This window comes from Paraburkholderia atlantica (assembly GCF_000092885.1).
In the GTDB taxonomy this organism is placed as follows: domain Bacteria; phylum Pseudomonadota; class Gammaproteobacteria; order Burkholderiales; family Burkholderiaceae; genus Paraburkholderia; species Paraburkholderia atlantica.
The window spans coordinates 222,052-234,105 of sequence record NC_014117.1; the positions used below are offsets into that span (position 1 = coordinate 222,052).

General features: G+C 62.1%; 12 protein-coding genes. 2 read left to right on the plus strand and 10 right to left on the minus strand.

From position 1 onward, the window contains the following. Positions 1 to 26: 26 nt before the first annotated feature. The 3 genes from BC1002_RS00990 to BC1002_RS01000 all read right to left on the minus strand — a co-directional run bounded on the left by BC1002_RS00990 (position 27) and on the right by BC1002_RS01000 (position 3,568). Positions 27 to 1,235 carry an acetyl-CoA C-acetyltransferase gene (locus tag BC1002_RS00990; RefSeq protein WP_013088206.1) on the minus strand — a complete coding sequence of 403 codons (1,209 nt, stop codon included), beginning with the start codon at positions 1,233 to 1,235 and terminating at the stop codon, positions 27 to 29. Between the two features lie 71 nt (positions 1,236 to 1,306). Next, positions 1,307 to 3,124, minus strand: coding sequence for a bifunctional isocitrate dehydrogenase kinase/phosphatase (gene aceK / locus BC1002_RS00995; protein ID WP_013088207.1), 1,818 nt, complete (start codon positions 3,122 to 3,124; stop codon positions 1,307 to 1,309). 39 nt (positions 3,125 to 3,163) lie between these two features. Continuing rightward, a complete protein-coding gene (locus BC1002_RS01000) occupies positions 3,164 to 3,568 on the minus strand; it encodes a MerR family transcriptional regulator (protein ID WP_013088208.1) in 405 nt (134 codons plus the stop codon). 158 nt (positions 3,569 to 3,726) lie between these two features. Here BC1002_RS01000 and BC1002_RS01005 point away from each other — a divergent pair, with 158 nt between their 5' ends. Continuing rightward, complete coding sequence (locus tag BC1002_RS01005) at positions 3,727 to 4,800, plus strand: MBL fold metallo-hydrolase (protein ID WP_013088209.1); 1,074 nt, start codon at positions 3,727 to 3,729, stop codon at positions 4,798 to 4,800. Between the two features lie 100 nt (positions 4,801 to 4,900). Here BC1002_RS01005 and BC1002_RS01010 read toward each other — a convergent pair whose 3' ends face one another. Together BC1002_RS01010 and BC1002_RS01015 are read right to left on the minus strand one after the other, a co-directional pair. After that, on the minus strand, positions 4,901 to 5,344 hold the full coding sequence (locus tag BC1002_RS01010; protein WP_013088210.1) for a lysozyme inhibitor LprI family protein: 444 nt from the start codon (positions 5,342 to 5,344) through the stop codon (positions 4,901 to 4,903). Then, positions 5,332 to 6,072 (minus strand): LysM peptidoglycan-binding domain-containing protein, encoded by a 741-nt coding sequence (locus BC1002_RS01015; RefSeq protein WP_013088211.1) that lies wholly within the window; start codon positions 6,070 to 6,072, stop codon positions 5,332 to 5,334. The genes BC1002_RS01010 and BC1002_RS01015 overlap by 13 nt, the downstream gene beginning before the upstream one ends. A 170-nt stretch (positions 6,073 to 6,242) precedes the next feature. Between BC1002_RS01015 and BC1002_RS01020 the strand changes: the two genes are divergently transcribed. Then, the gene (locus BC1002_RS01020; RefSeq protein ID WP_337999451.1) at positions 6,243 to 6,836 is read left to right on the plus strand and encodes a hypothetical protein; all 594 of its coding nucleotides are present in this window, start codon (positions 6,243 to 6,245) and stop codon (positions 6,834 to 6,836) included. Between the two features lie 94 nt (positions 6,837 to 6,930). On the opposite strand, the gene BC1002_RS01025 is transcribed toward BC1002_RS01020, so the two are convergent. The 5 genes from BC1002_RS01025 to BC1002_RS01045 all read right to left on the minus strand — a co-directional run bounded on the left by BC1002_RS01025 (position 6,931) and on the right by BC1002_RS01045 (position 12,051). Continuing rightward, positions 6,931 to 8,517 (minus strand): ABC transporter substrate-binding protein, encoded by a 1,587-nt coding sequence (locus tag BC1002_RS01025; RefSeq protein WP_013088213.1) that lies wholly within the window; start codon positions 8,515 to 8,517, stop codon positions 6,931 to 6,933. A 280-nt stretch (positions 8,518 to 8,797) separates the two neighbouring features. Next, on the minus strand, positions 8,798 to 9,616 hold the full coding sequence (locus BC1002_RS01030) for a helical backbone metal receptor (RefSeq protein ID WP_013088214.1): 819 nt from the start codon (positions 9,614 to 9,616) through the stop codon (positions 8,798 to 8,800). Between the two features lie 3 nt (positions 9,617 to 9,619). Then, positions 9,620 to 10,393 carry an SDR family oxidoreductase gene (locus BC1002_RS01035; RefSeq protein WP_013088215.1) on the minus strand — a complete coding sequence of 258 codons (774 nt, stop codon included), beginning with the start codon at positions 10,391 to 10,393 and terminating at the stop codon, positions 9,620 to 9,622. A 15-nt stretch (positions 10,394 to 10,408) separates the two neighbouring features. Beyond that, on the minus strand, positions 10,409 to 11,047 hold the full coding sequence (locus tag BC1002_RS01040) for a thiol:disulfide interchange protein DsbA/DsbL (RefSeq protein ID WP_013088216.1): 639 nt from the start codon (positions 11,045 to 11,047) through the stop codon (positions 10,409 to 10,411). 176 nt (positions 11,048 to 11,223) lie between these two features. Further along, positions 11,224 to 12,051, minus strand: coding sequence for an SPOR domain-containing protein (locus BC1002_RS01045; protein ID WP_083788665.1), 828 nt, complete (start codon positions 12,049 to 12,051; stop codon positions 11,224 to 11,226). Between the last annotated feature and the right edge of the window lie 3 nt (positions 12,052 to 12,054).

Here is a 12,054-nt window from a genome sequence, read left to right on the forward strand (position 1 = left end):
GTATTCCTCGAAGTTTGGTCAACGCTTCAGATCAGTTCGATACCCATCGCGGTCGCCTCGCCGCCGCCGATACACAGCGACGCGACGCCGCGCTTCAGACCGCGATTCTTCAGCGCGCCGATGAGCGTAACCAGAATGCGCGCGCCCGAGGCGCCGATCGGATGGCCCAACGCGCATGCTCCGCCGTTCACGTTGACCTTGTCGTGCGGCAGATCGTGCTCTTTCATCGCGGCCATCGTGACGACCGCGAACGCTTCGTTGATCTCGTACAGATCGACGTCGCCGGCGCGCCAGCCGTTCTTCTCGAACAGCTTGCGGATCGCGCCGACCGGCGCGGTGGTGAACTTCGCGGGCTCCTGCGCGAACGTCGAATGACCGACGACGCGCGCGAGCGGCGCGACGCCAAGCCGCTTCGCGGTCGACTCGCGCATCATCACGAGCGCGGCCGCGCCGTCCGAGATCGACGACGAGTTCGCCGCCGTCACGGTACCGGTCTTGCTGAACGCGGGCTTCAGCGTGGGGATCTTGTCAAGGTTGGCCTTGAACGGCTGCTCGTCGCGCGCGATCGTGACGTCGCCCTTGCGGGCCGCCACCGTAACCGGCGCGATTTCCCAGTCGAACGAGCCGTCCTCGTTCGCGCGCTTTGCGCGGTTCAGCGACTCGACCGCGAATGCGTCTTGCGCCTCGCGCGTGAAGTCGAACGACGCCGCGCATTCCTCGGCAAACGTGCCCATCAGACGGCCTTTGTCGTATGCGTCTTCGAGGCCGTCGTAGAACATGTGGTCGATTACCTGGCCGTGGCCCATGCGCATGCCGCCGCGCGCCTTCGGCAACAGATACGGCGCGTTCGTCATGCTTTCCATGCCGCCCGCGACGATCACGTCGAGCGAGCCCGCGGCCAGCATATCGTGCGCGAACATCGCCGCGCGCATGCCGGAGCCGCACATCTTGTTGACCGTCGTGCAGCCGGTGGCGAGCGGCAGACCCGCGCCGAGCGCGGCCTGGCGCGCGGGCGCCTGGCCGAGGCCGGCGGGCAGCACGCAGCCCATCACCGCTTCGTCGATCTGTTCGGGCTTCAGGCCCGCGCGCTCGACGGCCGCCTTGATCGCGACCGCGCCGAGTTGTGGCGCGCTCAGCGACGCGAAGTCGCCCTGAAAGCCGGCCATCGGCGTGCGCGCCGCGCTGACGATGACGATCGGATCGGCGTGGATACCACTTTGAATTGCGTCACTCATGTTTGAGCTCCTTGGTCATAGCTTGGATGGCTACTGCCGCGCGTGGCCTGCTGAGACCCTCGTGAGATTCATCAAGCCACGCGCACATTCGGCTCGTTCGCCTCTGCATCGCTTGCGTCGACGAAGCGCTCCGGATAACGCACGCAGAAGCGCACGCTCTGGTCGTACGGGAAAAAATCGGGCAACTCGCCGTTCAACAGAAAATCCTTGTATCGCTGCCACAGCTCGGGCTCGAAGAAATCCGCGTGATGCCGCATGAACGAGCGGCGCACGCGCGGATCGCCGAGCAGGAACGTGCCGTACGTCTCCGGGAAAATATCGTGCGGACCGACCGCGTACCACGGCTCGTCCGACATTTCCTCTTCCTCGTTGCGCGGCGCCGGCACCGCGCGCACATTGCAGTCGGTCAGGTATTCGATCTCGTCGTAGTCGTAGAACACGACACGGCCATGGCGCGTCACGCCGAAGTTCTTGTACAGCATGTCGCCGGGGAAGATGTTCGCCTGGATCAGCTCCTTCACCGCGTTGCCGTATTCCTTGATGCCGTGCTCGATGTCGTCGTCGTTGCCGTTCTGCAGGAACAGATTGAGCGGAATCATGCGTCGCTCGATGTACATATGGCGAATCACGAGGTTGTCGCCGTCGTATTCGATCAGCGACGGCACCTCTTTCTCGAGTTCGCGCAACAGCGTTTCGTCGAGCCGCGCGAGCGGCAGCGCGACGCTCGAATATTCGAGCGTATCGGCCATGCGGCCGAGCCGGTCGTGACGTTTGACGAGCAGATACTTCTGCTGGATCTGCGCGCGCGTGGTTTCCTTCGGCGGCGGAAAGTTGTCCTTGATCAGCTTGAACACGTAGGGAAAAGACGGCAGCGTGAACACCAACATCACCAGCCCCTTGATGCCGGGCGCGACGATGAAGCGGTCGCTCGAATGCTTGAGGTGATGCAGCAGATCGCGATAAAACAGATTCTTGCCCTGTTTCTGCAAACCCACCGACGTATAAATTTCCGCCTTCGGCTTGGCCGGCATCACCGTGCGCAGAAACTCGACATACGCGGACGGCACTTCCATGTCGACCAGAAAATACGAGTGCGAGAAGCTGAAAATGATCAGCAACTGCTCGCGCTTTAGCAGCACAGTATCCAGTGCGAGCACGCCCGGTTTCACGTGACGCAGTGGCACCGCGAACGGCAGCAGCGCGTCGCCGTTGATGATGCGCCCGACGATGTACGCAGCCTTGTTGCGATAAAACAGCGATGACAGCACGTGAATCTGAAAATTCGGCGCTTCGTCGAACACGCCGAATGCTTCGCGAATCGACTGCACCACACAGGCGACGTCGCGCGTCAGATCCTCGAATGGCGGATCGAGCTGGAAGTTCGTGACCACCCGCTCCAGCGTTGCGGCAAGTCCGTCCGTGCCGGGGTAATACGCGCGATAGGTCGGCTTTGCGGCCGGTTCGTCGTTCTCGATGTATTCGGTCGAAATCGCCGGGCGCACGAAAATGAAATCGTTGTTGAAGTACGAGCGGTGCAGGATCTTGCAGGAAACCGAATTAAAGAAGGTTTCCGCGCACTCGGGCTGACGGTGCGTGGTCAGAAGGCCGATGTAGTGCAGCTTGATCTGCTGCCACACTTCGCTGTCGATGTTCTCCGCGTCGTATTCGTCTTCGAGCTGGTGCACGCATTCCTGCACGCGATCGTCGTACGACGCGATGCGGTCGCGCGCGAGCTTTTGTAGGCCGTGCCAGTCGCCGGCTTCGAACAGCGTCTTCGCATGGATCGCCGCATCGCGAAAGATCCGGTAGTGACGGTCGAACCCTTCGAGCATCGTCTGCGCGACGTCGAAACCGATTTGCGACGATAACAGTTTGGGGAAGTGATTCATCACGCGCGCTCCGCAAACGCCGGTCAGAGTCATGCAGCTTCAGACAGGTTTCGCGTCGTGCCTTGTGCCATCGAGCAACGCGCGCGCCTGCGCTTCGTACTGCGCGAGATCTTCGAGCGTCGCGTCGAGATCTTCGCGCTGACGTTCGAGCACTTCGCGATGCCGCGCGACCGTCGCGAGAAACGCGTGCAATTGCGGCACCGTGTCGGTCGGCGACTCGTAGACGTCAAGCAGGTCGCGAATCTCCGACAGCGTGAAGCCGAGGCGCTTGCCGCGCAGCGTGAGCTTCAGACGCGTGCGGTCGCGGCCGGAATAGACGCGCCGCAAGCCGCTCGAACCCTCGCGGCTCGGCGAGAGTAAACCCTGGTCTTCGTAGAAACGGATTGCGCGTGGCGTGACGTCGAATTCGCGCGCGAGTTCGGTGATCGTGTATTGCGTATTCATCGGGACATCTCGTGGCCGCTTGGCCGGCACAAAACCGGATTGGACGATAGAATCGACGTTTACGTTATCGTCAACCTGAGCGGAAAGCAACCACAACCAGGCCGACCGGCATCGCATACCTGGCCATGCCGGAGAGTCGTCGGAGGAAGACAGTCCCCATGAATGCACTCGAACACCAACTCCAATACCCGTTCAACGACGCGATGCCCGACTCGGGCCGCACGATGGAAGTTGCGCCCGGCGTGCTTTGGCTGCGCATGCCGCTACCGTTTGCGCTCGACCATATCAACCTGTGGCTGCTGCGCGATGAGATCGACGGCCAGCAAGGCTGGACCGTGGTCGACTGCGGCATCACGTCGGACACGATCAAGGCGAATTGGGAGAGCGTGTTCGACTCGGTACTCGACGGGCTGCCGGTGCTGCGCGTGATCGTCACGCATTGCCATCCTGATCACATCGGCCTCGCGCACTGGGTGTGCGGCGGCGGCGAGCAAAAGCGTTGGGACGCGCGGCTGTGGATGACGCTCGGCGAATACATGCAGGCGCGCGTAATGGCGACCGGCGACGGCTCGAACGCGGGCGGCGAGGCCGCGGCGCGGCACTTCGCGCGGCATGGTTTGAATGACGCCGACTCGCTCGACAAACTGCGCAATCGCAAGAGCTATTACTCGAGCCTCGTGCCGGCGATTCCGGGGCAATACCGCCGTTTGCGCGAAGCCGAGGACGTGAGAATCGGCGGCAGGACGTGGCGCGTGGTGACGGGCTTCGGCCACTCGCCGGAACACTGTGCGCTGCACTGCGCGGAAACCGGCACGCTGATTTCAGGCGACATGGTGCTGCCGCGCATTTCGACCAACGTCTCGGTGTTCGATATCGAACCCGAGGGTTCGCCGCTCGAACTGTATCTGGAGTCGCTTGGCCGCTATGAGGCGATGCCCGAAGACACGCTCGTGCTGCCGTCGCATGGCAAGCCATTTCGCGGCGTGCGAACGCGGATTCAGCAACTGCGCGAGCATCACGACGCGCGGCTCGCCGAAGTGCGCGAAGCGTGCGCGGAAAGGCCGCGTAGCGCCGCCGATATCGTGCCGCTGATGTTCAAGCGCCAACTCGATATCCATCAGATGACGTTCGCGATGGGTGAGGCGCTCGCGCACTTGCATCTGCTGTGGCGGGCGGGGGAGTTGAAGCGGACGCAGGATGCGGATGGGGTGATCCGGTTTGCGGCAGTGTGATCTCGGCCGTTTGCTGCGGGTGCGGAAGCGCGGACGAATAGTTCCGCGCTACGCGAAGGCACTGAGCGGCGCAACGATGCTGGGTGTCCTCTCATGCGAATTACTTCAACGGCAAGTCAGATGCAGCGTCGCGTAGTTGCTCGGCTCGCCGGTTGTTGAGTTCCGAAACGCAAGCTAAACGGCTGATTTCATGCGCATTGCCGGCTGCACCACCAGTCAGCGAAGCTGCGAAGTCGCATTGAGACTCACGGTACCGAACGAATTTTCTGTTTGATGCGGCGAGTTGTGCCCTGGCCTGGTTGACGTACTTCTCGTCTTCATCCCATCTGGCGAGGGTGCCAGCCATCTTCTCCTCGGCTCGTCTGAGGGTCTTCTTACTGGCCTCTGCTTTTTCTGCCAGACAGTCCCGCATCCCCGCTTGCGAGAACGCGCTGCATTCCTCGCGCAAGGCCCGCTCGCTTGCGACGGGAACGGCTGAGGCTGCAAGGACCATTGTTGGCAGGCAGGCGGCCAGGGCGAAACAGATCAGCTTCATTGTGCACATAGGGCCGCCTTTCCTTTCCGCACCGATGACAACGCGTAATCAAGTTTTCTGGCGTAGTTTGGGTCCCGACCTCCGTTATAGCGCAGTGCTATGAATGTCGTGACAATGGGGTGCCAGCCTGCAATTACTTTTTGAATCGAAGCTTTCCGGTACGTCAATACTTGTCCAGGGCGAAGAACAGCGGCCGTCGGGTTCAGCTTTCTCAACGTCTCGATCGTGGTGCCTTGGTCCTTCGCCATCTTGTCCAGACTATCGCCTGGCTTGACAGCGATTTCATAAATTTTCGGGTCAGCACCGGGTACGTTTCGGTACTCGAACTTTGCCATGCGCATAAGCAGGTAGCCAATCCCGGCGCGGATGTTATGCGCCGCTATCGTTCTGACTGAGGACATTGTCAGCCGTCCTTTCCAGCCTGGGAGCAGAATCAGATCGCCGCCTTCTTTGCCCGAAAGCAGGGACGCTAATCCGGGATCTCCTGAAACCCCAATTTGCATCGGCTTGGAATTCCACTGAGGATCGTGTGCACCTGTTTCGACCCACAATATCGCCTTGATAATCTGCCAATCCAAGGCCACGTACCCGGAGGTGCCGCGAAGATGGAGGTTGTACTCGTTGACTGCCATCTGGATTTCGCAATCCCAGGAATTCCATCTTGCATCGCTTACAGCCTTGCTAACACCGTCCTGCCACCGTTCGAAACCTGTCCTCGTTGGAGCTTGCATAGCCATAACCATTTCCTCTGCAAAAGTGTGGGCGGGTACTTTGCGAGCAATTATTGGCTTCTTGCATGAGAAAAATTGCATTAGGAGTCGGTATAACGGTCAAAGGCCCGAGATCACGTCGGCAAAAGGTTGCGGAGTGTCAGATGCACCCAGCGCGGACTACTATGGAAGATGGTATGACAAGACTTACCTGTTCAGGTGATTGGACCAAGTCGCTTGCAGTACTTTGTCTGGCAGGGTGGTTTGGCGGATGCAGCCTCGCGGCCGGACACTACGGACAAGATTCACAGATGACTCAACCGGACATGACACTGTGGCAGACCATCGACTCTTTGGTGCAGCAAATTCCGTTCACTAAGGAAAAGGTCGAAAGCGTGCTGGCGACTCACCTTGTTGGCAGAGATACCAGCGGAGACTCAATCGAAAATACCGCATTCCAGTTTTATGTCGGCGGTCCTGCGAAGATGGCAGATGGCGTCCTGGTCGGCAATGTGGATTTACGCGTCCGCCACACTGGAGGGCATCCTGGTTTTCTTGCGCTCGGGAAATTGAGCGGCGAATGCGTCACGCTCGCGGTGGTCCGTGCGCATTACAGCAACCTCAAGGTTACCGACTCTCCGCGTGGGCATTCACTGGATGAAACCACGGCATATTCAGCGTTTCTACCGTGGGGAACCTTGTCCTTCGCTTTCGCTGAACGTAATCGTGATTGTCTCGAAGGCGTATCGTTCGATCCAAAAATCGCCGCAGCAGACAACGCGGTGAAGTAACGGACGACCTCTATCGACTGGAAACGCTGGGCATAAAAAAGCCGACCCGTGAAGGTCGGCTTTATCCTTTCCTGGTTTCAACCGCAGCGCAAAATCACTGCACCACCACCGCCCCAAAATTCTGCCGTCCAAACGGACTCACGTGATACCCGCTCACGTTCGTGCGCGTGATCGCGGCAGCGGTCGGATAGCCGAGCGGAATCCACAGCGCTTCGTCGTGGATGATCTGCTGCGCGGCTTGATACGCTTTCGTGCGCTTGGCGATATCGGACGTCGCTCTGCCGTCGGCGATCAGCTTGTCGAGATCCTGATCGCAAAAGCGCGCGAAGTTGATGCCCGACTTGACCGCGTTGCAACTAAAGAGCGGCGACAGATAGTTGTCCGGATCGCCGTTGTCGCCCGCCCATCCCATGAACAGCGAGTCATGCTGGCCTTGCTTCGCCTGCTTGATCAACTCGCCCCATTCGATCACCTTGACGTCCGCCTTCACGCCGATCTTCGCGAAGTCGGCCTGCAGCAGTTCGGCACCGGCCTTCGGATTCGGATTCAGCACGCTGCCGTTCGGACGCACCCAGATAGTCGTTTGAAAGCCGTTCGGAAAACCCGCGTCGGTGAGCAACTGCTTTGCCTTCGCCGGGTCGTACGGCCAACCCTTGATCGAGTGGTTGTAGCTCCACGTATTCGGAGGGAACGGGTTCACGGCCGGCGTCGCGGTGTTGTCGAACACGGTCTTCAGATACGTCGCGCGGTCGAACGCCATGTTCAGCGCGGCGCGCACCTTCTGGTTGTCGAGTGGCTTCTGCTGCGTGTTCAGCGCGACGAAGGCCGTCATGAAAGCGGGTGTCTGCACGATCGCGAGCGACTTGTCCTTCTTCGCGTCGGCGAGATCCTGCGGCTTCGGCGACAGCGCGATCTGGCATTCGCCAGCCTTCACCTTCTGCGCTCGAACGGTCGCGTCCGGCGTGATCGCGTAGATCAGACGCTCGATCTTCGGCTTCGGTCCCCAGTACGTCGGGTTCGCGTCGTAACGGATCACCGCGTCTTTCGTATAGCTCTTTAGCACGAACGGGCCGGTGCCGATTGGCTTCGCGTTCAGGTCGACCTGCTTGCCGGCCTTCAGCAACTGGTCCGCGTACTCGGCCGAATAGATCGACGCGAAGCCCATCGTCAGGATCGACACGAAGGTCGCGTTCGGCTCGTTCAATTCGAACTTCACCGTGTTGTCGTCGACCTTGGTAATCGATTTGATCAGCTTCGGCAGCCCCATCGATTGCGCGTGCGGAAAGCCGCTCGCGCCCGCCACCTTGTGCCACGGATTGCTGTCGTTGAGCATGCGGTCGAACGTGAAGATCACATCATCGGCATTCAGCGCGCGGGTGGGCTTGAAGTAGTCGGTGGTCTGGAACTGCACGTTCGGACGCAGGTGGAACGTGTAGGTCAGACCGTCGGGGCTCACTTCCCACTTGTCGGCGAGCGCGGGCACGACCTTCTTCGCGGCTTCGTCGAACGACACCAGCGAGTTGAAGACCACGTCGGCCGATGCATTCGTCGTGACCAGCGAATTGAACTGCACGACGTCGAAGCCGTCGGGGCTCGATTCGGTACAGACGGTCAATGGTTTGGCGAGCGCGAGCGCGGGCGCCGTGAGCAGGATGGCGGCTGCGAGCAGTTTGAAGCGCATAGGATCTCCGGTAACAAGCGCAGTCAGGCAGTGCGTCTGGTTGTGTTTATGGCGGCGATGCGTGAGCGGGTAGGAGAGCGCTCCCGGCGCGCGCGTCGCTACGATTGTGATACGTTCCCGGCGCCGCCGTACAGGTCGGGCGATCCCGGCCTGAGGCACAGGGGCCTGGCTTCGAGGCCCGGCCGGCGGCGCGCCTTCGCGAAAGCTTATCGAAGGGCCATTATGGCGACAACAATTTAATCGACATATCCATATGGGGCGGCGCGGTCGTGTTGCCGCCTCAGGGCGCCGCGGCCTGGCGCAGCAGGTAGCCGATGCCATCGATTGCGCGCACGCCGTACCACGACGTCATTTCGCCATCGATCAGCTCGATGCGCTTGCCGGTGAAGCGCGGATCGCGCGCGAGCGCATCGCGATGCGCGGCCGTGAAGCGATACGGCTCGCTCGACAGCAGCACGCGGTCGACTTGCTCGAGCCATGGCGCGTCGTCGAAGTCGAGCGTGGGGTAGCGCGTGGCGCCGACGCTGCCGCCGTGCACGTCGGGCAGCGTGTGCCAGTTCACGAGACGCAGCATCGCGGCGATGTAAGTGTCGCGCGCGACGCTCATCCACGGTTCGCGCCAGATCAGGTACAGCACGTTCTGCGCGGCGAAGGTGTGAGCGGCGGCTTCGCGCAGACGCGCATCGAGCGCGCCACTCAGGCGCCGCGCCTCCTCTTCACGTCCGAAAATCGCGCCGAGCAGCGCGTACAGCGCGAGGTTGTCGCGCGGCGTCTGCGGATGAGTGACGACGATGTGCGGCACGAACGCGCGCAGCTGCTCGACAGTGTCGCGTTCGTTTTCGTCGATATTGACGATCAGGTGGGTGGGGCGCAGCGCACGGATCGCATCGAGCTTGACGGCTTTCGTGCCGCCGACCTTCGGCACCGCGCGGACCTTGTCGCGCGGATGCACGCAAAAGCCGGTGCGCCCGACGATCTGCCGTTCGAGGCCGAGCTCGAACAGGGTTTCGGTGAGGCTCGGCACCAGCGATACGATGCGCGCATCGGCGCCGGCGGATTCGTGCGCGACGCCGGCTGCATCGACCACACGGGGTTGCATGACTTACTCGGTGGCGGCGCGCGGCTTGCGCGGCGCGCGTTCGAACACGCGGTCGTAGAGCCAGCGCGGCAGCACGTGCAGCAACATGGCGGCCACGCGCATCTGCCACGGAAACACGGCGAACGACGTCTGCCGTTCGACCGCCCGCGCGACCTTCGCCGCGAAGCGGTCGGCGTTCATCAGGAACGGCATGTTGTATGGATTGTGCTCGGTCATCGGCGTGCGGATATAGCCGGGCGCGATCGTGACGACACCGACGCCGAAGGGCCGCATCTCGACGCGCAACGCTTCGAGATACTTTTGCGCCGCCGATTTCGACGCGCTGTACGCACCCGAGCCCGGCAAGCCGCGCACACCGGCGACGCTCGCAATGCCGACCAGCGTGCCGCGCTTTTCGTTCGCCATTGCGGCGGCGAACGGCTCGAACGTTGCGACCATGCCGAAGTAATTGATGTCCATCACCTCGCGGAAAGTGCGCAGATCGCCGTGACCGGTCAACGCGCCGCGGCTGATGCCGGCATTGGCGATCACGACGTCGGGCAGGCCGTGCTCGGCGATGAAGCGCGCAGCCGCATCGGCGAGCGCTTCCGCGTCGCGCACGTCGAGCGCATAGATCGAGACGGTGTTCTGGGGATGGGACTGCTGGAACGCGGCGAGCGCGTCGCCGCGGCGGGCGACGAGGCCGAGAATCGCGCCGCGTTGTGCATATTCGCCGGCGAGCGCGAGGCCGATGCCGCTCGAAGCGCCGGTAATGAAAACCTTCAGCGGAGAGGTCATACCGGCGCCTCGTGATTACATCTTTTTGGCGCGGACTTGCGAGACGAGGTAATCGAGCACCTGGATCGTGCCCGGCAGGGTGCCGGTCGCGGCTGGGCCGGTCAAATACTTGCCCTGCACGGCGAGCGTCGGCACGCCGTCGATCTTGAACCCTTCGAGCAGTTTCTTGTCCTTCTGCAGCGCGCTTTGCGTCGAGAACGAGTTGTACGCTTCCATGTACTTCTTCGGATCGACGCCGAACTTCGCGAGGAATTTGGTCTGGTCTTCCGGCGTCAGTAGATAGTTCTTGTTGACGTGGATTTCGTTGAAGACCTTCGGCGTCAGTTCGTTCGCGAGGCCGAGCGCGTCGAGCGCGTGGAACATCTTCGAGTGCGGAATGAAGTCGTCGCGGAAGGCGACCGGCACGCGGCGGAACACGACGTCCGGGGCCTGCTTCTTGACCCACGCTTCGAGGAACGGGTTGAATTCATTGCAGTGCGGGCAGCCGTACCAGAAGAATTCGATGACTTCGATCTTGCCGGCCGGCACGTCGGTAGGTTGCGGCGAGGCCAGCACGGTGTAGTCCTTGCCGGCGACCGGCGCGGTCGGCGACGCATGCGCGCTGGCCGCGATCAGGCCCAGCGAGAGGAACAGGATGCTCAGCAGTTTTTTCATGTCGTGTAGACCCGGATAAGGCGGTAGCGCGGCGACGCCATGCGAAAGGCCCGTCACCGCTGGTGGGATTCGGTGTGGTCGCCCGCCACAATACAGGTCGAAGCGGCCATCGTGCTTGTGACTCGCGCGCCGCGCCAATAGTTCGACGCGCCGCGCGGGCAGGCATTACCGTTTATTTATTGTTTGGTGAAGCGGATCACCGCGGTATCGACACCCGCGTCCGACAGACGCTGACGGCTCGAATTCATGTCCTCGAATTTCGAGAACGGCCCGATGCGCACGCGGTAGTACGTGACGCCGCCGGCATCGCGTTGCGTGACCTTCGATTCGAAGCCCTGGAACGCGAGGCGCGCGCGCTGCTGCTCGGCATCGGCGGCGGTCTTGTACGCGCCGACCTGCAGGAAGTAGCCGGTGTTCGCGTCGCCCGGTGCAGGCGCGGGCGCCGCAGCCGAGCCAGGCTTGACGTTGGCCAGGGTGGTCGCACTCGTGCTCTTCGGCGCGGAGCCTGCCGCAGTGGCGGCCGGCGCGCTCGTGGTCTGCGGCTTTTTCGCCGGCGCCGGCGCGACGATACCGCCGGCGCCGTTCTCTTGCGCGGGATTCGGCGCGACCGCCGTGCCGTTGTTATTCGCGTTGCCGCCCGACGGCGGCACTTCGACGATCTGCGGTTCTTCGAGCATGCCGGACTGGGTCTGCGCGTTGGTCTGGCCCGGCGCGGTGTTCGGTGGCGCGGGTTGCGCGGCCTGCGGCACCGGCTGGCCCGGCGTCTTGCCTTGCAGCGGACGGTTCGGATCGTATTGCGCCTGGCTCGCGCCGTTGTCGGTCGGCGCCGGCGGCGCGACCTTCGACACGAACGGCGTAGGCGCACGGGTGATATACAGCGCCACCACTACCGCGATCGCCAGGCCGACGATCAGGCCCAGCACGATGCCCAGAAAAGTGCCCCCGGTTTGCTTCGATTGCTTTGTTGTGCGGCGTGGTTTTGCCATCGTACGAATCACCTGCAAAAA

What these genes read in the sequence shown, in the direction of transcription:
- BC1002_RS00990 (WP_013088206.1), bottom strand. Translation starts at nt 1,235, where the DNA reads ATGAGTGACGCAATTCAAAGTGGTATCCACGCCGATCCGATCGTCATC.
- aceK (WP_013088207.1), bottom strand. Translation starts at nt 3,124, where the DNA reads ATGAATCACTTCCCCAAACTGTTATCGTCGCAAATCGGTTTCGACGTC.
- BC1002_RS01000 (WP_013088208.1), bottom strand. Translation starts at nt 3,568, where the DNA reads ATGAATACGCAATACACGATCACCGAACTCGCGCGCGAATTCGACGTC.
- BC1002_RS01005 (WP_013088209.1), top strand. Translation starts at nt 3,727, where the DNA reads ATGAATGCACTCGAACACCAACTCCAATACCCGTTCAACGACGCGATG.
- BC1002_RS01010 (WP_013088210.1), bottom strand. Translation starts at nt 5,344, where the DNA reads ATGTGCACAATGAAGCTGATCTGTTTCGCCCTGGCCGCCTGCCTGCCA.
- BC1002_RS01015 (WP_013088211.1), bottom strand. Translation starts at nt 6,072, where the DNA reads ATGGCTATGCAAGCTCCAACGAGGACAGGTTTCGAACGGTGGCAGGAC.
- BC1002_RS01020 (WP_337999451.1), top strand. Translation starts at nt 6,243, where the DNA reads ATGACAAGACTTACCTGTTCAGGTGATTGGACCAAGTCGCTTGCAGTA.
- BC1002_RS01025 (WP_013088213.1), bottom strand. Translation starts at nt 8,517, where the DNA reads ATGCGCTTCAAACTGCTCGCAGCCGCCATCCTGCTCACGGCGCCCGCG.
- BC1002_RS01030 (WP_013088214.1), bottom strand. Translation starts at nt 9,616, where the DNA reads ATGCAACCCCGTGTGGTCGATGCAGCCGGCGTCGCGCACGAATCCGCC.
- BC1002_RS01035 (WP_013088215.1), bottom strand. Translation starts at nt 10,393, where the DNA reads ATGACCTCTCCGCTGAAGGTTTTCATTACCGGCGCTTCGAGCGGCATC.
- BC1002_RS01040 (WP_013088216.1), bottom strand. Translation starts at nt 11,047, where the DNA reads ATGAAAAAACTGCTGAGCATCCTGTTCCTCTCGCTGGGCCTGATCGCG.